Origin of the sequence: Bacillus sp. FSL P4-0290, assembly GCF_037975435.1 — a bacterium.
GTDB classification, from domain to species: Bacteria; Bacillota; Bacilli; order Bacillales; family Bacillaceae; genus Bacillus; species Bacillus subtilis.
On the sequence record NZ_CP150253.1, the window covers coordinates 4,122,279 to 4,144,845 of the forward strand.

The window sequence follows — 22,567 nt, forward strand, 5'->3', positions numbered from 1 at the left end:
AAATACTGTAGCTGAGCAAATAGGGAGTGCTGATTTTTCTGTTGTAAATTTATACAAACGAAGTGAATATCCCGCCATGGTGCAGATTTATGCGTTTTGCAGCACGTGCTTAATTTTCTCTATTGCCCAATCCAAATCCTCTTTGGAAATGATTAATGGCGGTGCAAAACGAATGACTGTATCATGCGTTTCCTTGCATAAAAGCCCTTCTTCCTTCAAACGCTCACAATACGGACGTGCGGCTTCCGTCAATTCCACACCGATAAACAGCCCTCTGCCGCGGACTTCTTTAATGACAGGGCTGTCAATGCTCTCAAGCTCGCTTTTAAAGTATTCTCCAAGCTCAAGAGAACGATCCGCCAGCTTTTCATCCTCCAGCACTTCTAATGAAGCGATAGACACTGCACATGCAAGCGGGTTTCCTCCAAATGTGGAGCCGTGTGAGCCAGGGTTAAACACGCCTAGGATCTCGCGGTCCGCCGCAATGCATGAGATCGGGAACACACCGCCGCCAAGCGCTTTGCCCAAGATATACATATCCGGAACAATGCCGTCCCAGTCACAGGCAAACGTCTTGCCTGTACGTCCGAGACCCGTTTGAATTTCATCCGCAATAAACAAGACATTCTCTTCCTTACAAATCGCCGCCGCTTCCTGTAAAAATCCTTCAGGCGGAATCACAATGCCCGCTTCGCCTTGAATCGGTTCAAACAAGAATGCCGCTGTATTCGGCGTAATGGCCTGTCGAAGCGCTTCCACATCGCCGTAAGGAATGAGTTTGATTCCCGGAAGCATCGGGCCGAATCCTCGTTTATATTCCTCTTCAGAAGAAAGAGATACCGCCAGCATCGTGCGGCCGTGGAAGTTCCCGACACATGCGATAATTTCCGCTTGATTGTCAGCTACTCCCTTCACTTCATACGCCCAGCGTCTCGCCGCTTTCACCGCGGATTCAACCGCTTCGGCTCCTGTATTCATCGGCAGAATCATCTCTTTGCCTGTCAGTTTAGCTGTTTTTTCGTAAAACGGCCCAAGCTGATCGTTATGAAACGCGCGTGACGTGAGGGTGATTTTATCAGCCTGATCCTTTAATGCCTGAATGATTTTCGGGTGTCTGTGCCCCTGGTTTACCGCAGAATAAGCACTCAGCATATCCATATATTCATTGCCTTCCGGGTCCTTTACCCAAGAACCCAGCGCTTCAGAAATAACAATCGGGAGCGGATGATAATTGTTGGCTCCGTAATGAGACGTCTGATCAATAATTTCTTTAGATTTAGATAAAGCTGGCATATTTGAATTCCCCCTTGTTTTCTGTTTCAACATGTTATCCTGCTTTCCCTTTATATAAATGCAAGTTCTGTGCCAAATCAAGAATTCGTGTGTTTTCTACAATTTTCGAGGACAAGGTGCAAAAACATTCTGATATTTCGAGCAAAAATTCCAGCAAGTGCAAAATTCTTTTGCATACCCTCTCCATTTTTTTATAAAATAGAAGCAATATTAAGAAAATAATTGAGGGAGGTTCATACAGTGGTCAAAGACAGCGAATTCCTCACATTGGTTTTTCAGAGCATTTTAGATGAAATCGATGTTGGCCTGCACGTGGTAGACGAGCATGGAAACACAATCGTTTATAACAATAAAATGATGCAGATTGAAGATATGGAGAAGCATGACGTCTTGAATAAAAACCTGATGGATGTGTTTATGTTTTCAAAGCAGCAGGACAGCACACTGGTACAGGCTCTTCAGGAAGGCAAGACGATTAAAAACGTCAAACAGAGCTATTTCAATAATAAAGGCCAGGAAATTACGACGATCAATCATACATATCCCATCGTCCAAGACGGCAAAATCAGGGGCGCTGTTGAAATTGCCAAGGATGTGACAAAGCTTGAACGGCTGATCAGGGAGAATATGAACAAAAAAGGCAGCACAACCTATACGTTTGACAGTATTCTCGGCACCAGTCCGGCCATTCAAGACGTCATCGAAAACGCCAAGCGGGCAACCCGTACGTCATCATCTGTCCTTCTAGCAGGCGAAACCGGCACGGGAAAAGAACTGTTCGCGCAAAGTATCCATAATGGAAGCGATCGTTCTGGCGGCCCGTTTATTTCGCAAAACTGTGCGGCACTGCCAGACAGCCTTGTGGAAAGCATCTTGTTCGGAACGAAAAAAGGCGCGTTTACCGGCGCTGTCGACCAGCCCGGCCTGTTTGAACAAGCCCACGGCGGCACGCTGCTGTTAGATGAAATCAACTCGCTGAATCTCAGCCTTCAGGCGAAGCTGCTGCGCGCCCTTCAAGAACGGAAAATCAGGCGCATCGGTTCGACAAAGGATACACCGATTGACGTACGTATTATTGCCACGATGAATGAAGACCCAATTGATGCAATTGCAGGCGAACGAATGCGGAAGGACTTGTATTACAGGCTGAGTGTCGTCACACTGATCATCCCGCCGCTTCGGGAACGAAAAGAAGACATTTTGCTTCTCGCGTCGGAGTTCATCCAGAAAAACAATCATCTATTCCAAATGAATGTTGAACACATCAGCGATGACGTGAAGCAATTTTTCCTTTCTTATGACTGGCCGGGAAATATTCGCGAGCTTGAGCATATGATCGAAGGCGCAATGAATTTCATGACGGACGAGCAAACGATTACGGCTTCCCATCTGCCCTATCAATACCGCATGAAAATCAAGCCGGCTGACATCCCAGAGCCGGAAACACCAAGACACCAGCCAGCCGCGGACTTAAAAGAAAAAATGGAAAGCTTCGAAAAATATGTGATAGAGAACGTGTTAAGAAAACACGGCCATAACATCTCGAAAGCTGCTCAGGAGCTTGGCATCAGCAGACAAAGCCTCCAATATCGGCTGAAGAAATTTTCTCACTCGTCTAACGAATAATCCGGAGCAGGAAGCCTGATCAGAAAAACAGTGCCTCTGCCGATTTCACTTTTCACGTCAATCGTCCCATTGTGACTGTCGATAATCGATTTCGTTATGGCAAGGCCTAATCCCGAACCTCCATATTTTCGGGAGCGGGATGGGTCTGCCCTGTAAAACCGGTCAAATAAATGCGGCAAATGTTCCGGCGCGATGCCTGTGCCATTGTCTGCTATCATCAGCATCACGCCGGAACTGCCTTTTTGCAGAGAAATGGTGATGGCACCGGTTCTCTCATTTGTATACTGCACCGCGTTATAAACCAAATTCAGAATGACCTGTTTCATCTTATCCCGGTCAAACACCGCTTTAGCGTCATCCTCAAGCAGCAGCTGCAGCCTTCTTTCTTTCGCAAGCAGACTGAGCTGCGGCTCCATCTCCCTTATGAGCGCATCGAGATTTCCTCTCTTCATTTCAAAGCTCGGCACCCGATCAATTTTTGCTAAAAACAACAGATCCTCAATCAGCCGAGTGGCTCTCTTCGACTCTTCATACATACTATTCAGCGCCCTATCTCTCTGCTCCGGCTGAAGCGCGGCGCCACGCAGCAGCACTTCGATAAAGCCGTGTATGGACGTTAAAGGCGTTCTCAATTCATGTGAAGCGTCTGATACAAATTGCCGGATGCGCTCCTTCGCTTCTTTTTCTGCTTTAAATGACGTTTCAATCCGCTCCAGCATGCGATTAAACGAAATAGCGAGCGTGTCGATTTCCATTTGTTTTCGATATACAGGAAGCCTTTTATTCAAATTTCCTGCATTGATTTCTCCCATCATATGTACCATTTGTGATAACGGTTTAAGCGTATGTCTGACCACAGGCAAGAACGTGAAAAGCCCGAGCAGGAGCGCAACCAGCGAGAGCGTGGAATAAATGCTGATTTGCCGGAGCAGTACGTCCTTCAGTGGTTCTGTTAAAGTACTCATTTGGATCACGCCTGCTTCTTTTCCATCAATAGTAATAGCCTGAAACACAATCAGCACTTCCTCGCCGGATTCATTTTTCGTGATTTTGTAATGCAAGGCCATCGTATCTTTTAATGCCTCATCATATACACTTTTTTTCACTGTTGGCGGTGCTCCCGCATATGGATCGGTCGACAATACCGTACTGTCTTTTGTTTTCTTATCGATAAAAACAATGGTCACGCCCGGATAGATAAAGGCGGGACGGACAGCACCATCTGACTTTTCCGAGCTGTCGGGATGGCTTTTGTATGTTTTAATATTATTCCAGATGGTTGGCTCCGTTGAGTTGATATAACTTTGAATGCTGACAGCTCGGTTTTCATATAAGAGGCGTTTTCCAAACACATATTGCATAGCGCCGACAAACACCAATAGAAGAACGAGAATGCATAATGAACGGAATAAAAGCTGAAAGCGCAGTGTTTTGAATCGTTTTTTCATTCAATATCCACCCGATAGCCCGCACCCCGAACCGTTCGGATCACTTCATGCTTTTTGTCATTCAATTTTTCCCGCAAGGATCGAATGTACACTTCAACAATATTCTCTTCTCCGTAAAAATCATACCCCCATACTTTATCCAGAATCCTTGCTTTACTGAGCACAAGGCCGTGATTCAGCACCAAAAACTTTAAAAGCTCGTATTCTGTTGCTGAAAGCTTGAGCACCTCTTCCTGATAGCGGATTTCTCTGCGCCGATCATCAATTCGAAACGGACCGAGCGCGAATTCTTCAAACAGGTTGGGAAAGTGATCCCGAATTCTCGCATAGATTCGCGCCAGCAGCTCTTCAAAGCTGAAGGGTTTGATCATATAATCATCAGCGCCCTCTGTCAGCGCTTTTACCCGAACCCCCACCTCATCCTTGGCCGTAAGCATAATAACGGCGGTATGGCCGGTTTTTTTCATCATCCTCGATACTTCCAGTCCATCCATTCCGGGCATCATCACATCCAAGATGGCCACATGCGGCTGAAATGTCTTTACGGTGTTCATCGCTGTCATTCCGTCAGCTGCTGTCTTCACTTCAAAGCCTTCATTTTCAAGACCCATTGTCAAAAAATCTAATATCGCCGGTTCATCGTCCACGAGCAAAATCTTGATGCCTTTCATCCTATTCATGCTGTGCTCTCTCCTTAGTTGGCATAAACCTCTGATTAGTTTTTTCCCTTCCCCTCCTATTATTCGTTTTTAACTGAAAACAAACTGAATCTTCCCTAAAAATCAGCTGAATTCAGCAAGTTTTCAGCCAGCCCTCATTTGATTTTCAGCTTCGGCCTATACAATTGCCTTAGTTGGTACAGCCAACAATGAAATAAAGGAGGAATCTCACATGAATATCACTAAAGTTTTATCAGGAGCTGCACTGGGAACGATTATTTCAATCAGTTCTTTCACTTCTGCTCACGCCGCTGTCATTCAAAAGGATGATACATCAACGAAGGTTGAGACGAAGCAACAGGCTTCCATCACAATAGCAAAGGCAAAACAGGTTGCTTTGAACAAATGCAAAGGTACTGTTCAAACGGCCCAAATGAAGAAAGTGAATGGCACATACGTATATGTTGTGAAAGTTCTCGGTGAGGACGGCAAACAGCATACGATGAACGTCAACTGCAACAGCGGCAAAGTTGTGAAACATGATGTTCAAAAGAAACAAAGCTATATCAGCAAAACAAAAGCCCAATCGATCGCTTTGAAAAACTGCAAAGGTGCGGTTCAATCTTCTGAGCTGAAGCAAGAAAACGGTGTTTACGCTTACGTCGTGAAAGTAATGGGTGAAGACGGAAGCCTTCACACGTTCCATATCAATGGAGAAAACGGCAAAGTCGCAAAACACGAGCAAAAGAAACAAGCACATCTTTCTAAAACAAAAGCGCATCAAATCGCACTCAACAAATGCAAAGGCGCAGTTCAATCTTCTGAACTGAAGAAAGAAAACGGCGCATACATCTACGTTGTCAAAGTGCTTGGCGAAGATGGAAGCACTCATAAAATTCATGTCAACTGTGACAGCGGTAAAATCGTAAAACAAGAAGTGCAAAAGAAAAACGCAGCCGTTACAAAAACAAAAGCACATCAAATTGCACTAAATAAATGTAAAGGCACAGTGAAATCTACTGATTTGAAGAAAGAAAACGGCACATTCGTTTACGTGTTTAAAATCACTGCCCAAAACCACACTGAACATACAGTGAAAGTGAACGCTGAAAACGGAAGCATTTGCAAATAAAATAACTGCTTGCCAGCAGTAAAATAACTGAAATTCAACGTATAACACCAGTCTTGTTTTAACACAAAGTTCTAAGTTCATGTCTACCTTTTTCTAAATACTCTTTTAAACTGAACGTGTGTGACCCGCGTTCAGTTCTTTTTCTAAGGAGGACCTACAAATGAATATGAAAATATGTTCTGCAGCTGCTTTAGGCGCGGTCATTTCAATCAGTTCTTTATCATCCGCACACGCGGCTGTTCTGCATAAAGAGGACACTGCTAAAGTTCAAACCCAGCAGCAGGCTTCTATTACGCTCTCTAAAGCAAAAACTGTCGTTTTAAAGAAGTGCAAAGGCGCAGTTCAATCAGCACAAATGAAGAAAGCAGATGGCGTTTATGTCTATGTCATTAAAGTGCTTGGTGAGGATGGCAAAATTCACACCTTTAACATTAACTGCAGCAGCGGAAAAATCGTCAAGCATCACGTTGAAAATAAACAAGCCGCGATCACAAAAGCAAAAGCACAAAGCATTGCGTTGAACAAGTGCATAGGCACCGTCACATCTTCTGCATTGAAGAAAGAAAATGGCACCTATGTGTACATCATCACCATCACAGCCAGCAACCACACGGTACAAACCATTAAAGTGAATGCTGAGAATGGAGGTATTTGCAGTTAACAGCCATTTGCTGCTGTTTCACGTGTAACATTCATCTTGTATTTTTCTTCATATTCGATATATCCTTTTCAACTGAACGGGCGTGACCCCCGTTCAGTTTTTTTGCATATCAAAACAGCCTGGCAAACGATGCCAGACTGTTTTGATTAACTTCCTAATTGGTCTGCGGACGACAGCTTGATGTCAACAGATTTTTCTTTTCCGCCGCGGTAAAACTTCACCTTCACCCGGTCACCGACTTTTTTCTGATAAAGCCGTTTTCGCAGGTCAACAATATCATTTACTTTGTATCCGTCAAATTCCGTGATGACATCCAGTTCCTTCAGCCCCGCTTTTCCGGCAGGTGAAAAGGCATCTACACCCATCACAACCGCTCCATTGGTGACATTCTTAGGAAGCTTTAATGTTTCATCCCAATGATAGCTTGCAATGTCGCTTAGCGATTTCATCTCAATGCCAAGGAACGGGCGTTTGACCTTTCCGTATCTCTCTAAATCCTCTATCACAGGGATCACGAGCTTAGATGGAATGGACAGGCCAATCCCTTCAACCGCTGACTCGGCAATTTTCATTGAATTGATGCCAATGACCTTCCCATCCATATTTAACAAAGCGCCGCCGCTGTTCCCAGGGTTAATGGCCGCATCTGTTTGCAGGACTTCTGCGTTCCAGTCAGGCTGTCCATCACCGTTTGAATCTACTGGGATCGCCCTCTCCGTACCCGAGATGACGCCTTGTGTGACAGAGCCAGCAAACTCAAGGCCTAACGGGTTCCCGATCGCAATAACCGGCTCCCCAGACTTCACTTTATCTGAATTTCCGAAATCAGCGACTGCTTTAATTTTATCGCTTTTCACCCGTAAAACGGCCAGATCCATCAGCTGGTCGCTGCCGACAAGATCAGCTGATACACGCGATCCGTCTTTCAAGCTGATTTCAATTTGGGAAGCGCCTTCGATGACATGATGGTTGGTCACGACATAAGCGGAATGGTCATTTTTCTTATAGATGACGCCAGAGCCGCTCCCAGCCTCGCCGCTCTCTCCCCGTATATCTGATTTTTGGATGTTCACCACACCCACAACGGCGGGCGACACATTGCTGACAATCTTGGTGACCGTATTGTTGACACTGACATTCACCGTCCTGATTGATTCCCGTCCGTTATTGTTCTGCTGCTGATCTAAGGCGCCTGTATCTAGCCCTTCATTTGAAAGGTACGGCATGATAAACGCCATTAATACGGCACCGACAATCACACCAATCAGGCTTGAAAGAAAATATCCTTTTTTGCTTCTCTTTGGCTGTTCAGGAGTAGTATGTTCTTCCTCACGTTCGTAATCCACCATATTCCATCCTTTCCAAGAACGTTAATATGGTTATATTGTGGGTTAGAAGCTCCTAGAATAGTCATGATTTACATAGAAAAATTATACAGCGCAAAGCGGAGTGGCCTTCTTCGGATCAGTGTCGTATAAGTCAAATGTCTCACCCGTCACAAATCCTTTAGAAGCCAATGTCTGCTGCACAGACATTCTTGCCAGCTCCTTCATGTTGTTGTCCTGGCTCAAATGCGCCAGGTAAATACGAGACGTCTCATCGCCAATGACATCCGTCATCGCCAAGGCAGCATCTTCATTTGAAACGTGCCCGACGTCACTTAAAATCCGCCGCTTAATGCTCCATGGGTATCTTCCCATTTGCAGCATACCGACATCGTGATTGCTTTCAAACACAAACACATTCGCTGAACGGATAATGCCTTTCATTCGGTCGCTGACATATCCCGTATCTGTCATTAACGCGAGCTTTCGGCCGTTATAATGGAACACATAAAACATCGGTTCCGCCGCATCGTGGGAGACGCCAAACGATTCAACATCAAGTCCGCCGAACGACTTTACCGTCTCCATCGGAAATACAAACTTTTGATCGGTGTCAATTTTGCCGATTTGATTCTCCATCGCTTTCCAAGTCTTCTCGTTCGCATAGATCGGAAGCTTGTACTTTCTGGCGACGACACCAAGGCCCTTAATATGGTCACTATGCTCATGCGTCACAAAAATGCCGTCTACATCATCCAGCTTACGCCCGATCTGCGCCATCAGCCCATCCATGGCTTTCCCGCTCAAACCGGCGTCCACTAAAAATGCGTGATCCTCTGTTTCGAGGTAAAACGCATTTCCCGTACTCCCGCTCGCAAGTACGCTAAATTGCAAGCTCATGTTTGTCTCACTCCATTATTTTCATTGATCTGTATCTAAAATCGTACTCTCCAAAGCATTCACAGTAAAATACTCTTGTACTGTCTTTTTCTCACCGTTCACTTTTTTCTCGTACTCGACCGTAATTCTCCATACCGGCGCCAGCACCTGCGTACTTGTCAGTGGATATTGTGCTACATAGCCGAATTTACAGCTCTTCACAGTGCTGTATTCTTTTAATTGATTTTGATAGTACAATAGCTCAACCGCATCCATTTCAGTAATTAAGCTTTCTTTCTGGATTTGCTTGAAGGTCTCAAGCGTTGTCTGGTCGTACGACACAACCTCGTTTTTACCGTTTAAGTGCAATACCACTTGCCCGATCATATTAGCGGGATTATCGGTCTTTTGGTAAATATAATGGCCTTCGTACGTTTGGAAGAAAATAATTTCTTTCTTCGATTTATTAACCTTCCAAAGCTTATATTTTTCGCCATCTTGAATCTTTGAAGAAACAAGTGCCTGAGCATCGTCCTCGATATCCTTCTTTGATAGGGCTATTGGATTTGCAAACTTCATTTTCAGGCTCGTTACTTTATGATCATCACTAGGCATGTCCATCAAAGGCTTTTGATCCTTCAGCGCCTCAATTTCCTCCTTGGTGAAGGCTTTTTGATTTGCCGTGATCCGATAGCCTTCTGTCGCTTCCTTATTCAAGCCTTCATACGTGATATGATCGGCCTTCATGTCATGCTCGACATCATTTTTAATGACTTCATATTCTTTGCCGGTAGCCTGCCATTTTTGAAAAAACTGATAGCCTAAGAAAATATCTAAAATGAGGAAGGCAACGATGAAGATTGATTTTGTCTTATTCCACTCCACTGTTAGCCCCCTCCTTCCTCAATAAATCCTTTGTAATCGGCACAATTTTTCCATTTACTTTCATCGCCCAAACCGGTTCCAGTTCAACGAGAGGATCATCGTTGGTTGATGTTGATACCAATTGATAAGCAAGGAAGATCTGATCAATTTTGTCCGTATCATAAGCGGTTTGTTTAGAAAGCAGCATCTTCACTTCGCTGCCGCTCATGAGCTCTGTTTCACTTGTTTTAATTGGATTCGTTCCGAGACTGTAATTCGGCCGCTTATAGCTGAGAATATCATCATTCGCCCATTGCACCGTAATCGCCGATGTCGCTCCGAAAGGTTTGGCGGTGCTGTTAATGACCGGGATCTGATCCATAAAGATATAGAAGCTCAGCTGCTGGCTGTCATTGATATTGAAAAATTGATAGTGATCCGTCCAGCTTCCGGTATCCTCAAGGTATTTTTGGCTCTTTTTGATTAATTCACCTGTTTGATAGGATGTGCTCTGCACCAAATTGCGCTGCTGAAATTGCACCTGTCGCTGACTTAGATTCACATCTAACCGGCTGATCCCATCTGTCAGCACATTTCTGTTGTTGTAATTCGAATCTTCTCTTACAATGCTCGGATCACTAAACAAAGCCTGCTTAAAGGTATTTGTTTTAATCGATTCTGTGACAAATTCTTTTTTGTCCATCGTAAGCGGTTTGTTCGGCAGCAAGAACTCTTTCTTTGAGCCAATGGAGAACAAACTGAACGCCGGCATATTTGATTGCCTGTTTTTCAAGTCGTTCATAATGTTCCGGTAGTTTGCTGACTCAACCGTCACTTCAAGAATGAGCTGTTTGCTGTAAGACACCAAATAGATTTTCTTGTTCGCTTTTGTTTCATTGAACGGGATCAGAATATGGTCAAACGAACTGTATTCAAACGACTGATTAGACCATTTAAACAGCGTTTGGAAAATATCAATCGGAATCGTATCGCTGAATTGCAAGTCAAGCTTGGCTTCAGAACCGCCTATTCCATAAAACCAGCTTTTGAATCCAGCCTTGTCATACTGATCCGAAATATCTTTAATTCCTTTCACATCCCAATGTGGCAAGTCAGACCAAATTTCTTCATAGAGGGCATTGTCATCCACTTTGTAATGAGCGCCGTCATCATGGATAAACATGTCCCTTGGCCTTACCGTTTCAGACAGCTTTTGAGTGGTTTTTTCGATTTTATGTTTCACACGAACAGTAGACTCTGTTGAGGATGAGCCTTCAGAAAAGTTTGGCTGGAACGTCCATATCCCCCATGTAAAAACAAGACTGATGACGACGAGTACCGTAAGTAATATCGTTTTTATATTTTCACGCTTCATCCCAATCATCCTCTTGTTCCTCTTTATATGGAAGAGTAAATGTAATCGTCGTGCCTTTTCCTTCTATGCTGTCCGCCCAAATATCTCCGCCGTGCGCCTGTACCATTTCCTTGGCAATCGCCAATCCCAGACCGGTGCCGCCAAGTTTTCTCGTTCTCGCTTTATCCACCCTGTAGAAGCGGTCAAAGACTTTTTCGACATCTTTTTTCGGAATGCCGATCCCTTCATCCTTCACGCTGATATAGAGAAGTTCTTCCTCTTCAATGACATCAATCGAGAACGTGACATGTCCGCCTTCCGGTGAATATTTTAAAGCGTTAGAAATAATATTATCGAGCACCTGCGTAATTTTATCCTGGTCGATCTCGACGTACAGATCTCTGTCCGGCAGATTACGGATAAACTCCACATGCTGCTCTTTTGTCATTTCAAAACGGTCAATAATAAGCGACATAAACCGGACAATCTGAATCCATTCCCGGTTAAATTGATAATCCTTACTGTCAAATTTCGACAGCTGAAGCAGATCATTGACAAGTCGGATCATACGCTCTGTTTCATTTTGCGTCACCATTAAGAAGCGCGGAGCAATGTCTTTATTTTCCCACGCGCCTTCAGCTAACGCTTCTAAATAGCTGCGCATTGTCGTAAGCGGCGTCCGCAGCTCATGTGATACATTCGCAACGAATTCTCTGCGTTCCTGATCCATTTTCTCTTGTTCGGTTACATCGTAAATGACAGCGATTAAACCATCAATTTTGCCGTGTTCCCTTTGAATCACAGAGAAATTCACGCGAAGCACCGTTAATTCATCATCGCGCTCAATTTCAAGCAGCATAGAATCCTGCTGCTCCACTAAATCTTCAAAAGTATAATTCTCTTGAAGCCCCAGCAAACTCGTAATCGGCATTTCTAAGGCTGTTTCACGTGAAACGTTCAACAGCTCCAGCGCCGGGCTGTTTAAGAGAATAATCGCTCCATTTCGGTTTGTAGCGATTACGCCGTCTGTCATATAGGCAATGACAGAGGCTAGCTTTCTGCGTTCTCCTTCAGTCATCGCCTGGGCATCTTCAAGCTCTCTCGTTAAGTGGTTAAACGTTGTGGCCAGCTGCCCAATTTCATCATGCCCGTACTTTTTAACCTTCCTAGAGAAATTCCCTTTCGCAAGCTCCATCGCCTGCTTTCGCATATCTGAAAGCGGGTGGGTAATGGTTCTTGCTAGAAAAATACCGAGAAGAGCCGTCAAAACAAGTGCCAAACCTGTGCCGGACGCCAATATCGTGTTGATCGTCTTCATTTGATTAAAGACATCTTCCATACTCGCGACAACATAGATCGCGCCGACAACCTCTTGGTTTTCAGTCATGACGGGCTTCGCGGAAATAAGAACTCTGATTTTGCTTTTCGGGTCATAATATTTTCTTAAATACGACTGTTTGGTAGAAAAAATTCTTTTGAAAATCAGATCGGTCGTTTGTTTCCCAGCCACTTCCTCACCGTACGGCTTTGAAGAACCGACCACTTCATAGCTTTTATCTACAAAGCTAATTTCCCGAACCTCATCACTTTTCGTGAAGTCATTCAAAATACGGCTGACGTCATCCTTTATGACGGTACTGTCGTTATCGCTCTTATATTCTTGTTCGATATAATAAGAAAGGTTGTCGATTCGCTGATTCAGCGATTGTTCATAAGAGCTGATCAGCGACTTCTCTACCTGATTGACAAAATACACACCAATGATTTGCATGGCAATGATAATCAAAAGCACATAAATCAAGGTAATCTTAAATTGGATCGACCGAAAAAAACCAACCTTATTCATATGGGCATTAGTCCTGTTCTGGGTTTCTCAAGTAATAACCTACACCGCGGCGTGTGACGATCCAATTTGGATGGCTCGGGTTGTCCTCGATTTTTTCACGAAGCCGGCGGACTGTTACGTCAACCGTTCTGACATCGCCGAAGTAATCATAGCCCCAAACGGTTTGAAGCAAATGTTCACGGGTCATCACTTGTCCGATATGTTTTGCTAAATAATGAAGCAATTCGAACTCACGATGAGTCAATTCGATTGTTTCGTCTCGTTTTGATACAACGTACGCGTCAGGGAAGATAACGAGAGAGCCGATATGAATCTCGTTAGAGGAAGGCTCTTCCTCCGCAGGCGCTGTTGTCAGCTGGCGACGCAGGTTCGCTTTTACACGTGCCAAGAGCTCGCGTGTGCTGAATGGTTTTGTGACATAGTCATCAGCACCGATTTCAAGCCCGATAACCTTGTCAATTTCTGAATCCTTAGCCGTCAGCATAATGATTGGCATATCGTATTTCTTTCTGACTTCGCGGCATACTTCAACGCCGTCTTTATTCGGGAGCATAATATCTAAAAGAATTAAATCAGGCTGAAGCTCTTCTACCATTTCAACGGCTTCGTTTCCGTCGTGGGCACAGTGCACTTCATAGCCTTCTTTTCTTAAGTTAAATTCCAATATATCTGCAATCGGTTTTTCATCATCTACTACAAGGATCTTTTTATCCATCATTTTGATTTTCCTCCTGCCGAATGACTTCATTTCATCTATATAACATTCGTTTCATCACTTATGGCCCATGTAAAGAATGGGTCCTTGTCTATTATAACGGTTTAAGGTCAAAAGATAAAAAAAATAAAGGTTTAGAAAAAAAACACATGTTTCACCTTTATCGCCAGTTGTTTATCTATTGTCATGCTGGTCAACTTTTTTTAAAAAAGATAACTTTATTGAAACCTCCCCTCACCGGAGTGCGTCTTTATCAATGACGTCTTCTTCTTTGAACCGGCCGCAGGGCCGGTTCTCCCTTTTTCTTCTATTATAACACTCCTCATGTTTGCCTTTTTCCTAAAAGAAAAAACGCACCTACGATTGCAGATGCGTTTGGTAAGTGGCTCGGGACGGAATCGAACCGCCGACACACGGATTTTCAGTCCGTTGCTCTACCAACTGAGCTACCGAGCCAAATGTTTTATTTTTCTCTACTAAGTAAAGTAAAATGGCGGTCCGGACGGGACTCGAACCCGCGACCTCCTGCGTGACAGGCAGGCATTCTAACCAACTGAACTACCGGACCTTACAGTAATTGCCCGGAGAGCTGTCGTGTCAGCTCTCACAGACAAATAAGGAATTTAGCAATAACGCTAAAGTAAATCAATGACCCGTACGGGATTCGAACCCGTGTTACCGCCGTGAAAGGGCGGTGTCTTAACCGCTTGACCAACGGGCCTTCACGAAATGGTGAGCCATGAAGGACTCGAACCTTCGACCCTCTGATTAAAAGTCAGATGCTCTACCAACTGAGCTAATGGCTCTTAAAGATGTCGGAATTTCTATAGAGCAAACGACTTAGATCTAGTTCTCATCTTGTACTCTATTGAAGCAGTTTCCGTAACAACGAGATTTATAATATCACGAACAAATAGAAGTGGCAATAACTTTTTTGGTTTTTTTTCATATTTTTTTCTCAGACCAACTTATATGCAGCTTTCAAACAAAAAACAAGCCCCTTATATAGGGGCTTGCAGACATATTCTATTTAGTTCGCACGGTACACACTGCGAAGGACATTTGTTTGTGAGCGGTCTGGACCGACAGAGAAAATAGAAAGCGGAATGCCTGTCAGCTGAGACACACGCTCAAGATAATGGCGCGCATTTTCCGGAAGCTCGCTCAAGCTCTTCGCACCTGTAATATCCTCAGTCCAGCCTGGCATTTCTTCATAAACCGGCTCACATTCAGCAAGTGCCTTAAGACTTGCTGGGAATTCTTCAATGATTTCGCCTTTGTAGCGGTACGCCACACAGATTTTCAACGTTTCAATTCCTGTTAGGACGTCAATTGAGTTCAGAGAAAGATCTGTAATTCCGCTCACACGGCGGGCGTGGCGGACAACAACGCTGTCAAACCAGCCGACACGGCGCGGGCGGCCTGTTGTTGTTCCATATTCGCGTCCGACTTCACGGATTTGATCGCCGATTTCATCTTTCAGCTCAGTCGGGAAAGGACCGTCGCCGACACGAGTCGTGTATGCTTTTGATACACCGACAACGTGCTTGATTTTGGTCGGGCCGACACCAGAACCGATCGTGACACCGCCGGCAACCGGGTTAGATGACGTAACAAACGGGTATGTTCCTTGGTCGATATCGAGCATAACCCCTTGTGCGCCTTCAAATAATACACGGCGCCCTTCATCAAGAGCATCGTTTAAGACAACAGATGTATCGCAAACATATTTTTTAATCTGCTGGCCGTACTCATAATATTCGTCTAAGATATCCTCAAGTTTAAACCCTTCTGTCTCGTACATTTTCTCGAGAAGACGGTTTTTTTCTTCAAGATTGCGCTCAAGCTTTTCCGCAAACGCGTCACGGTCTAACAGATCCGCGATGCGAATTCCGATGCGGGCTGCTTTATCCATGTAAGCAGGGCCGATTCCTTTTTTCGTTGTGCCGATCTTGTTAGCCCCTTTACGCTCTTCTTCCACTTCATCCAATTTCAAATGATACGGCAAAATGACGTGAGCTCTGTTGCTGATTCTCAGGTTATCTGTACTCACGTTGCGCTCATGAAGATACGCAAGCTCTGTGACTAATGCTTTCGGATCTACAACCATTCCGTTTCCGATTACACACGTTTTATCCTTATAGAAAATTCCAGACGGGATTAAGTGAAGCTTATATGTGATTCCGTCAAACTTGATTGTATGCCCTGCGTTATTTCCGCCTTGATAACGGGCGATCACTTCTGCATTTTCTGATAGGAAATCTGTAATTTTACCTTTTCCTTCATCGCCCCATTGCGTACCTACTACAACTACTGAAGACATGTCCGTGCACCTCCGTTAACCTTTCAAAACGATTCTATTCAAACAAATCAAGTTTATCAGTGAAGAAACAGAAAGTCAATTGTAAATCCGAACATTAAATTATTGTAAATCTATATTCGTTCGCTTTCATTCGTTTTATAAGCGTTTTCTCACGGTTTTGTCATAAAAAGCTTGCGAAACTTTCATCCTTTAGCATAAGAAAGAATCACTTGCCTGATATCCCTTTTGAATTCATAAAAACGACCCGCCAGCCGTCCGGGTCCTCTATCGTCACGCCCCCATTGCTCCAGTACGGGTTCTCTGATTCGACCTCTTGATAGCCCATGTGCTTTAGCTTTGAAGTGATCGCTGCCAGTTCAACTGCATTCGGCACATAAAAAACAAGAAGGCTGTCGGAATGGGGAACGGGGGCAGTGCTTCCCCCTTCATACTGGGTGAATTCCAAATGATAATCGGCATGAGGAAGGCCGAACATGACACCGTCATACCCGTTATGCTTTGAAAATTCTCCTATTCGTTTCAAACACAGTCCCTCTTCGTAAAAACGAATAATCTCATCAAGCTGGCCCGTAGGACGCGCAATTCGGATTTGTGCTGCTTGAAAAGACGAAAAACGTTTTCCCATATTGTTACCATCTCCTTTTTGCACCATTTTATTAAAACGCTTTCAAATTTTCATCCGCTGAGCGAACGGTATTTCTTCCATCTTTCGAATGAAAAAAAACCCCAAGAGCAGCTCTTGGGGCCTATGCGCCGGGCGGAACGCCTGCTTCATCAAAACGCCGTTCCAGGTTGACGAATTTGTTGTATTCTTTTACGAACGCAAGAGACACGGTTCCTACCGGGCCGTTACGCTGTTTGGCGATAATAATTTCGATAATATTTTTATTCTCGGTTTCTTTGTCATAGTAGTCATCACGATAAAGGAACGCGACAATATCCGCGTCCTGCTCGATACTTCCTGATTCCCGGATATCAGACATCATCGGACGTTTATCCTGACGCTGCTCAACACCCCTGGAAAGCTGAGAAAGGGCGATAACAGGGACTTGCAGCTCCCTGGCAATCGACTTCAGTTCACGGGAAATTTCAGATACCTCCTGCTGACGGTTGTCCTTTGAACGACCGCTTCCCTGAATCAATTGCAGGTAATCGATCAAAATCATGCCCAGCCCGCTTTCCTGCTTTAAGCGGCGGCACTTGGCACGGATTTCACTCACTCGAATACCCGGTGTATCGTCGATGTAAATCCCGCTGTTCGACAGGCTTCCCATTGCCATCGTCAGCTTGCCCCAATCCTCTTCGGTCAGGTTACCTGTACGGAGATTCTGGGCATTGATATTTCCCTCGGCACAGAGCATACGCATAACGAGCTGCTCGGCACCCATCTCAAGACTGAAAATTGCTACGCTCTCATCGGTCTTTGTCGCCACGTTTTGTGCGATGTTCAGGGCAAAGGCTGTTTTCCCTACTGACGGACGGGCAGCCACAATGATCAAGTCGTTGCGCTGGAAACCCGCAGTCATCCGGTCAAGCTCCGTAAACCCTGTTGGAATTCCCGTGATATCACCTTTTCGATTATGAAGCTGTTCGATATTATCATAGGTCTGGACAAGGACGTCCTTAATATTTTGGAAGGCACTCGTGTTTTTGCGCTGTGCCACTTCCATAATCGTTTTTTCCGCTTCACTGAGCAAATCCTCGACCTCATCCTCACGGGTATACCCGTCTTGAGCAATCGTTGTCGCAGTTCTGATTAATCGGCGAAGAATCGATTTTTCCTCAACGATTTTCGCGTAATATTCTATGTTAGCCGCTGTCGGCACCGAGTTTGCGATATCTGTCAAATATGAAATGCCGCCTACTTCTTCCAGCAGGTCTGTGTTCGCAAGCTCTGATGTTACTGTCACCAGATCAACCGGTTCACCTCGGTCACCGAGCACCAGCATCGCATTATAGATTTTTTGGTGGGACATTCTATAGAAATCATCTGGAATCAATACTTCTGAAGCCAGTGTTAAAGCAGACGGCTGTAAAAAAATAGCGCCTAACACGGCTTGTTCGGCTTCTATATTTTGCGGAGGAAGCCGGTCATTCAGAAGGTCTGTCATGCTAAGCACCGTCCTCTCATTAAAAAATCTCCAACCTCCATTCTACCATTTCTACAGAAAAAAAATAGAAAAATTGTCTGTTTCCTGTTTTTTTCAGTTAGCAGATTGGATCGTTTCGGACAGTAACAAGGCGGGAAAAATGCAATAAAACATGAGGGAGGAATGAAAGATGATAAAGAAATATGCGATTACGCCTAATGTTGATGCGGACGGCTGGTTTATTGAGGTGGAGAATGTAGCGCCGACAGCTTTGTATACGTCTAAAGACGCCGCTATTGAAAAGGCCAAACAGGTGGCTAAGGAAAACAGTCCGTCTAAGCTTGTAATTTATGACCAGTTTAAAAATGTGGAAGAAGAACACTCATTTTAATGAATGAAAGCCTTCGCTGCAGCGAGGGTTTTTTAGCGGTTATCGGTTTATTTCATCCATTGGATGCCTATGTGCATCATCAAATCTGCCGCTTTTTGATACAGATCCCACTCCCCGATCGAAGCAAATTTCCCCATCAGCTCCTGAAGCTTTAGCCTCACTGCTATATATTCTTCGAAAGTGACAGCTTTTTCAGTGTCTATTTGGTGTTCCTTCAGCATTTGTTTTAATAAAGACAACGGTGCGTGCATAAGAACCCTCCTTACCTCTTTTATAACGGTCATTTTCCGATTGCTCTATTCCTTTGTGACATCTTCTTACATTTCACATCTGATTCTTGTACAATGGACAGAAGAGAGGAGGGATCTTTTGTGAGACCTTTGCAAATTTCTGCTGAAACTGCACAAAAGCTTGCAGAGTCCTTGAATCTGCCGCTTGAACAGATCATGCATATGCCTCAGCATATTCTGCTTGCCAAAATGGCTGAACTGCAAAAAGAGGACAAATCATAGCCTTCATTCACATACTTGCTTACCTGTTTCGGGATAATATCATGTATATGTTAGAAAAGAGGAGTAACTGCTTTGCCACATCCACATAATAAAAAAATCCAATCATTTTGGCTGATCACCGGCATTATCTTTATCGCCTTTAACTTACGGCCCGCGATCACTTCAGTCGGTCCGGTCATCAGCTCTATCCGGGCAGAGCTGCACATGTCCAATGGGGCAGCCGGTTTTTTGACCGCACTGCCGCTGCTTTCGTTTGCAGTTCTTTCTCCGCTTGCACCTAAGGTTGGACAGCGCCTCGGAAATGAGCGAACTTTATGGCTAGGTCTCGTGATACTGCTTATCGGTGTTTTGACTCGTTCTACCGGTTATACTGCCGCTTTGTTTTTCGGAACGGCACTTATCGGCGTCGGGATTGCGATTGGTAACGTACTTTTGCCAAGCTTAATCAAACATAAATACCCTGAAAAGCCAGGGATCATGATCAGCCTGTATACGACATCAATGAATATATTCGCAGCTTTAGCATCGGGTGTCAGCGTTCCTTTAGCGACCCAGATGAATGGCGGATGGAAACAAGCCTTTCTCTTATGGGGCGGGCTGGCTTTGCTTGCATTGCTGATCTGGATACCTCAGCTGCGCCATCGAGATACGGCAAACCAGACAATGAAGCTGCAATCCAGTTCCATTTGGGCTTCCAAAATGGCATGGTATGTCACCATCTTTATGGGCCTGCAATCGTTTTTATTTTACAGCAGCATCGCTTGGTTTCCTGAAATCCTCCGTTCACACGGGATTGACACGGCAACAGCCGGATGGATGGTATCACTCATGCAATTTGCGAGTCTGCCTTCCACTTTTCTGACACCAGTTTTAGCTGACCGTGTGAAACAGCAGCGCGGTATCGTTGCGGCGCTGGCCTCAGTTTATCTGATCGGCCTTTGCGGATTATTAGCGGGCGGAAGCCATACATTGCTTGCCATCTGGATGATCATTATCGGTATCGGACAAGGCTCCAGCATTAGTCTGGCGCTCACTTTGATTGGTCTCCGCAGTGAAAATGCCCAACAGGCCGCTGCGCTGTCAGGCATGTCTCAGTCATTCGGCTACCTGCTGGCAGCAGTCGGGCCAATCTTTGTCGGCTATCTCTTTGACCAGACGCATTCTTGGACGATGCCGATTGTGCTTCTCATTGCTGCCCTGATCGTAATGGGAGCAGCCGGACAGGAAGCCGGACGAGATCGATACATTTTCCAGTCAGAAAAACAAAGAAATTCAGCATAAAAGCGGGGAAAATATCTCCGCTTTTTTCTTTGAATATTTATGGTTTATTCATAAGTTTTTCATATTTGTTTTTTACAATTAGACACCATAAAGAGGTGAAAAACGATGAAAACCAAACGATTCGACGCAGCCCTTATTTTTATTTTGCTGGGAGCAGCTTTTTTGAATACGTATCACATTTGGCAGGATGATACAGCGAACCAGTACTATTTGGCGGCTGTAAAAAGCATGACGCAAAGCTTCCATAATTTCTTTTATGCGTCATTTGACCCTTCTGGATTTGTGACAGTAGATAAGCCTCCTGTCGTGTTATGGATTCAAACGATTTTCGCACTGATTTTCGGTGTTCACACGTGGAGTGTCATCATTCCCCAGGCTCTTGCCGGAGTTGGGTCTGTATTCCTTCTCTACAGAATGATTAAGCCGACTTTTGGAATTGGAGCGGCCCGCATTGCCGCACTTGTCATGGCACTGACCCCTATCGCAGTAGCTGTCAGCCGGACAAACAATATCGACAGCATGCTTGTTTTTACCTTATTGCTCGGTTCAGCTTGTCTGCTTAGGGCAGTAAAACAAGGTAAGCTGGTTTGGCTGCTGACAGCATTTGCCCTGATTGGGCTCGCCTTTAATATGAAGATGATGCAAGCGTTTATGGTATTGCCTGCATTTGTGTTATTCTACCTGATTGCATCTCGGGTTTCTCTGAAGAAAAAAATCGGGTCCCTGCTTCTGTCTCTTGTCCTTCTGACAGGCCTTTCACTCTCATGGGCGATTGCAGTGGATTCAGCCTCTTCCTCAAGCCGGCCTTATGTAGGAAGCAGCCAGACTAACTCAGTGCTAGAACTGGCCTTTGGCTACAACGGCACAGAGCGTCTGCTTGGGCAAACTACGGGCCTTGCAAAGGGTGATATGAATGCTGCTGGCGGAGGGAACATGCAGAATCAAGACAACATGCAAGCGCCAAATGGCAACGGTTCATCTTTTTCTCAGAACGGAAATCAATCATTCGGAAACCATTCACAGGCGCCTCAGCCGCCTAACGGACAAACCGGCGCTCTCAATGGAGGCGGAGGCACACCTCCCACAGGTGGCAACGGGCCTGGAAATGGAGGGCCTGACGGCGGAAAAAGCATGAATATGTTCGGCACCGGTGATCCTGGCCCGCTTCGTCTTTTCCAATCAGCACTTTCCGGCCAAATCAGCTGGATGCTTCCATTCTCATTGATCGGATTACTGGGCGCAATCGTCAGCTGGTACCGTGATCGCCGCGGACATGCTGCTAAAATGAAAGAAACGCTATTCTGGGCGGCTTGGCTTGTTCCCGTGGCTGGTTTCTTCAGCATCGCAGGATTCTTCCACCAGTATTATTTGATTATGCTGGCACCGCCGATTGCCGCCCTTTCTGGTATCGGATGGTATACGATGCACCGCTTATACAAAAATAATAAAGACTGGTCCAGCTATCTTCTGCCGGCAGCCGTCTTGATCACAGCCGTGTTTCAGATGTATATTCTGAGCGCTTATACAAGCCAAATCGGCAGTGTATGGATGTATGTCCTGGGGCTCTTAGGGCTGGGCATCACCCTTGCACTTCTGATGCTTAAACGCAGCCATCCGTTCAGTAAGCTGCTGACCATCATCAGCTTGTGCGTTCTGCTTCTCACACCTGTTTACTGGTCAGCAACGCCGCTTCTATACGGTGGCAACAGCGTCCTTCCTGAATCCGGCCCGCAGCTCAAAGGCTCAGCAAACGGCGGGAACATGTTCTCTTCAGAGGTCGACAGCGGGCTCCTGTCCTATCTGAGAAAACACAATACCGGCGAAGAATACTTATTTGCTACTTTGACAACCGTAACAGCTGCGCCATACATCATTTACGAAAATGAATCTGTTATGGCAATGGGCGGATTTAACGGCACGGATCCCATTCTGAGTGTGTCGGAACTGAAAAAACTGATCAAAGAAGGCAAAGTGAAATACTTCCTTCTGTCAGAAAACAACTCAGGCAACAGCGAACTTGTTTCCTGGATTAAGAAAAACGGAAAAGAAATAACATCTGACGAGTACAGCGGTTCCTCCAGCAGCACGAACAGCGTGCAGGGAATGCGAGGAGGACCTGGCGGAGAAAGCCAGCAAACTCTTTATCTCGTGGAATAAAAAAGAGGCTT

20 protein-coding genes, 4 tRNA genes and 1 pseudogene are annotated in these 22,567 nt (G+C 45.0%); 7 read left to right on the plus strand and 18 right to left on the minus strand.

All coding sequences use genetic code 11. From position 1 onward, the window contains the following. Positions 1-87: 87 nt before the first annotated feature. Positions 88-1,293 carry an ornithine aminotransferase gene (rocD, locus tag MKY10_RS21540; RefSeq protein WP_015250818.1) on the minus strand — a complete coding sequence of 402 codons (1,206 nt, stop codon included), beginning with the start codon at positions 1,291-1,293 and terminating at the stop codon, positions 88-90. A 240-nt stretch (positions 1,294-1,533) separates the two neighbouring features. Between rocD and rocR the strand changes: the two genes are divergently transcribed. Continuing rightward, entirely contained in the window at positions 1,534-2,919 is a 1,386-nt protein-coding gene (gene rocR, locus MKY10_RS21545; RefSeq protein WP_003244510.1) for an arginine utilization regulatory protein RocR, read from the plus strand. Here rocR and MKY10_RS21550 read toward each other — a convergent pair. Both MKY10_RS21550 and MKY10_RS21555 read right to left on the minus strand, forming a co-directional pair. Continuing rightward, entirely contained in the window at positions 2,901-4,367 is a 1,467-nt protein-coding gene (locus tag MKY10_RS21550; RefSeq protein ID WP_046381472.1) for a HAMP domain-containing sensor histidine kinase, read from the minus strand. The two genes, rocR and MKY10_RS21550, sit on opposite strands and share 19 nt — an antisense overlap. Continuing rightward, the gene (locus MKY10_RS21555) at positions 4,364-5,047 is read right to left on the minus strand and encodes a response regulator transcription factor (protein WP_024573086.1); all 684 of its coding nucleotides are present in this window, start codon (positions 5,045-5,047) and stop codon (positions 4,364-4,366) included. The genes MKY10_RS21550 and MKY10_RS21555 overlap by 4 nt, the downstream gene beginning before the upstream one ends. A gap of 211 nt (positions 5,048-5,258) precedes the next feature. On the opposite strand from MKY10_RS21555, the gene MKY10_RS21560 reads away from it, so the two are divergent. Together MKY10_RS21560 and MKY10_RS21565 are read left to right on the plus strand one after the other, a co-directional pair. After that, positions 5,259-6,158, plus strand: coding sequence for a PepSY domain-containing protein (locus tag MKY10_RS21560; protein WP_015250814.1), 900 nt, complete (start codon positions 5,259-5,261; stop codon positions 6,156-6,158). A gap of 160 nt (positions 6,159-6,318) precedes the next feature. Next, the gene (locus MKY10_RS21565) at positions 6,319-6,819 is read left to right on the plus strand and encodes a PepSY domain-containing protein (protein WP_015250813.1); all 501 of its coding nucleotides are present in this window, start codon (positions 6,319-6,321) and stop codon (positions 6,817-6,819) included. On the opposite strand, the pseudogene MKY10_RS21570 reads toward MKY10_RS21565, so the two are convergent. The 14 genes and pseudogenes from MKY10_RS21570 to dnaB form a co-directional block, all read right to left on the minus strand. Further along, positions 6,816-6,945: pseudogene (locus tag MKY10_RS21570) on the minus strand (hypothetical protein). The gene MKY10_RS21565 and the pseudogene MKY10_RS21570 sit on opposite strands and share 4 nt — an antisense overlap. Positions 6,946-6,965: 20 nt before the next feature. Continuing rightward, positions 6,966-8,168 (minus strand): serine protease HtrC, encoded by a 1,203-nt coding sequence (gene htrC, locus MKY10_RS21575; RefSeq protein WP_015250812.1) that lies wholly within the window; start codon positions 8,166-8,168, stop codon positions 6,966-6,968. An 81-nt stretch (positions 8,169-8,249) separates the two neighbouring features. Further along, positions 8,250-9,044, minus strand: a complete 795-nt coding sequence (locus MKY10_RS21580) for an MBL fold metallo-hydrolase (RefSeq protein ID WP_003226939.1) — start codon at positions 9,042-9,044, stop codon at positions 8,250-8,252. Positions 9,045-9,065: 21 nt separating this feature from the next. Further along, entirely contained in the window at positions 9,066-9,908 is an 843-nt protein-coding gene (gene walI, locus MKY10_RS21585; RefSeq protein WP_029318542.1) for a WalRK two-component regulatory system regulator WalI, read from the minus strand. Beyond that, a complete protein-coding gene (gene walH / locus MKY10_RS21590) occupies positions 9,895-11,262 on the minus strand; it encodes a WalRK two-component regulatory system regulator WalH (RefSeq protein WP_003226936.1) in 1,368 nt (455 codons plus the stop codon). The genes walI and walH overlap by 14 nt, the downstream gene beginning before the upstream one ends. Beyond that, positions 11,252-13,087, minus strand: a complete 1,836-nt coding sequence (gene walK, locus MKY10_RS21595; protein ID WP_069703964.1) for a cell wall metabolism sensor histidine kinase WalK — start codon at positions 13,085-13,087, stop codon at positions 11,252-11,254. Before walK ends, walH begins: the two co-directional genes overlap by 11 nt. Positions 13,088-13,094: 7 nt before the next feature. Beyond that, positions 13,095-13,802 (minus strand): cell wall metabolism DNA-binding response regulator WalR, encoded by a 708-nt coding sequence (gene walR, locus MKY10_RS21600; protein ID WP_003244363.1) that lies wholly within the window; start codon positions 13,800-13,802, stop codon positions 13,095-13,097. 383 nt (positions 13,803-14,185) lie between these two features. Next, positions 14,186-14,258, minus strand: a tRNA-Phe gene (locus tag MKY10_RS21605). A gap of 35 nt (positions 14,259-14,293) precedes the next feature. Then, positions 14,294-14,370: transfer RNA gene (locus tag MKY10_RS21610), tRNA-Asp, on the minus strand. An 81-nt stretch (positions 14,371-14,451) separates the two neighbouring features. Then, positions 14,452-14,523, minus strand: a tRNA-Glu gene (locus tag MKY10_RS21615). A 9-nt stretch (positions 14,524-14,532) separates the two neighbouring features. Continuing rightward, positions 14,533-14,608 (minus strand) — tRNA-Lys (locus MKY10_RS21620). Between the two features lie 224 nt (positions 14,609-14,832). Further along, complete coding sequence (gene purA, locus MKY10_RS21625) at positions 14,833-16,125, minus strand: adenylosuccinate synthase (protein ID WP_003226929.1); 1,293 nt, start codon at positions 16,123-16,125, stop codon at positions 14,833-14,835. Positions 16,126-16,330: 205 nt separating this feature from the next. Further along, complete coding sequence (locus tag MKY10_RS21630) at positions 16,331-16,750, minus strand: VOC family protein (RefSeq protein ID WP_061890971.1); 420 nt, start codon at positions 16,748-16,750, stop codon at positions 16,331-16,333. Between the two features lie 121 nt (positions 16,751-16,871). Then, on the minus strand, positions 16,872-18,236 hold the full coding sequence (gene dnaB / locus MKY10_RS21635; RefSeq protein ID WP_015715055.1) for a replicative DNA helicase: 1,365 nt from the start codon (positions 18,234-18,236) through the stop codon (positions 16,872-16,874). Between the two features lie 169 nt (positions 18,237-18,405). Here dnaB and MKY10_RS21640 point away from each other — a divergent pair, with 169 nt between their 5' ends. Then, positions 18,406-18,606 carry a DUF2188 domain-containing protein gene (locus MKY10_RS21640; protein ID WP_003226922.1) on the plus strand — a complete coding sequence of 67 codons (201 nt, stop codon included), beginning with the start codon at positions 18,406-18,408 and terminating at the stop codon, positions 18,604-18,606. Between the two features lie 47 nt (positions 18,607-18,653). Here MKY10_RS21640 and MKY10_RS21645 read toward each other — a convergent pair whose 3' ends face one another. Beyond that, positions 18,654-18,857: a hypothetical protein gene (locus MKY10_RS21645; protein WP_015250806.1), complete on the minus strand. Its 204-nt coding sequence runs from the start codon at positions 18,855-18,857 to the stop codon at positions 18,654-18,656. 120 nt (positions 18,858-18,977) lie between these two features. On the opposite strand from MKY10_RS21645, the gene MKY10_RS21650 reads away from it, so the two are divergent. The 3 genes from MKY10_RS21650 (at position 18,978) to MKY10_RS21660 (ending at position 22,556) form a co-directional block, all read left to right on the plus strand. Then, positions 18,978-19,118: a YycC family protein gene (locus tag MKY10_RS21650; RefSeq protein ID WP_003242786.1), complete on the plus strand. Its 141-nt coding sequence runs from the start codon at positions 18,978-18,980 to the stop codon at positions 19,116-19,118. Between the two features lie 72 nt (positions 19,119-19,190). Next, entirely contained in the window at positions 19,191-20,399 is a 1,209-nt protein-coding gene (locus MKY10_RS21655; protein WP_015250805.1) for a CynX/NimT family MFS transporter, read from the plus strand. Between the two features lie 105 nt (positions 20,400-20,504). Further along, positions 20,505-22,556: a glycosyltransferase family 39 protein gene (locus MKY10_RS21660; RefSeq protein WP_029318540.1), complete on the plus strand. Its 2,052-nt coding sequence runs from the start codon at positions 20,505-20,507 to the stop codon at positions 22,554-22,556. Positions 22,557-22,567 lie beyond the last annotated feature (11 nt).

Coding starts and splice junctions, on each gene's coding strand:
- MKY10_RS21645 (WP_015250806.1), bottom strand. CDS start 18,857: ATGCACGCACCGTTGTCTTTATTAAAACAAATGCTGAAGGAACACCAA.
- dnaB (WP_015715055.1), bottom strand. CDS start 18,236: ATGACAGACCTTCTGAATGACCGGCTTCCTCCGCAAAATATAGAAGCC.
- MKY10_RS21555 (WP_024573086.1), bottom strand. CDS start 5,047: ATGAATAGGATGAAAGGCATCAAGATTTTGCTCGTGGACGATGAACCG.
- walR (WP_003244363.1), bottom strand. CDS start 13,802: ATGGATAAAAAGATCCTTGTAGTAGATGATGAAAAACCGATTGCAGAT.
- MKY10_RS21580 (WP_003226939.1), bottom strand. CDS start 9,044: ATGAGCTTGCAATTTAGCGTACTTGCGAGCGGGAGTACGGGAAATGCG.
- MKY10_RS21565 (WP_015250813.1), top strand. CDS start 6,319: ATGAATATGAAAATATGTTCTGCAGCTGCTTTAGGCGCGGTCATTTCA.
- walH (WP_003226936.1), bottom strand. CDS start 11,262: ATGAAGCGTGAAAATATAAAAACGATATTACTTACGGTACTCGTCGTC.
- MKY10_RS21550 (WP_046381472.1), bottom strand. CDS start 4,367: ATGAAAAAACGATTCAAAACACTGCGCTTTCAGCTTTTATTCCGTTCA.
- purA (WP_003226929.1), bottom strand. CDS start 16,125: ATGTCTTCAGTAGTTGTAGTAGGTACGCAATGGGGCGATGAAGGAAAA.
- htrC (WP_015250812.1), bottom strand. CDS start 8,168: ATGGTGGATTACGAACGTGAGGAAGAACATACTACTCCTGAACAGCCA.
- MKY10_RS21660 (WP_029318540.1), top strand. CDS start 20,505: ATGAAAACCAAACGATTCGACGCAGCCCTTATTTTTATTTTGCTGGGA.
- MKY10_RS21560 (WP_015250814.1), top strand. CDS start 5,259: ATGAATATCACTAAAGTTTTATCAGGAGCTGCACTGGGAACGATTATT.
- MKY10_RS21630 (WP_061890971.1), bottom strand. CDS start 16,750: ATGGGAAAACGTTTTTCGTCTTTTCAAGCAGCACAAATCCGAATTGCG.
- rocD (WP_015250818.1), bottom strand. CDS start 1,293: ATGCCAGCTTTATCTAAATCTAAAGAAATTATTGATCAGACGTCTCAT.
- walK (WP_069703964.1), bottom strand. CDS start 13,087: ATGAATAAGGTTGGTTTTTTTCGGTCGATCCAATTTAAGATTACCTTG.
- MKY10_RS21640 (WP_003226922.1), top strand. CDS start 18,406: ATGATAAAGAAATATGCGATTACGCCTAATGTTGATGCGGACGGCTGG.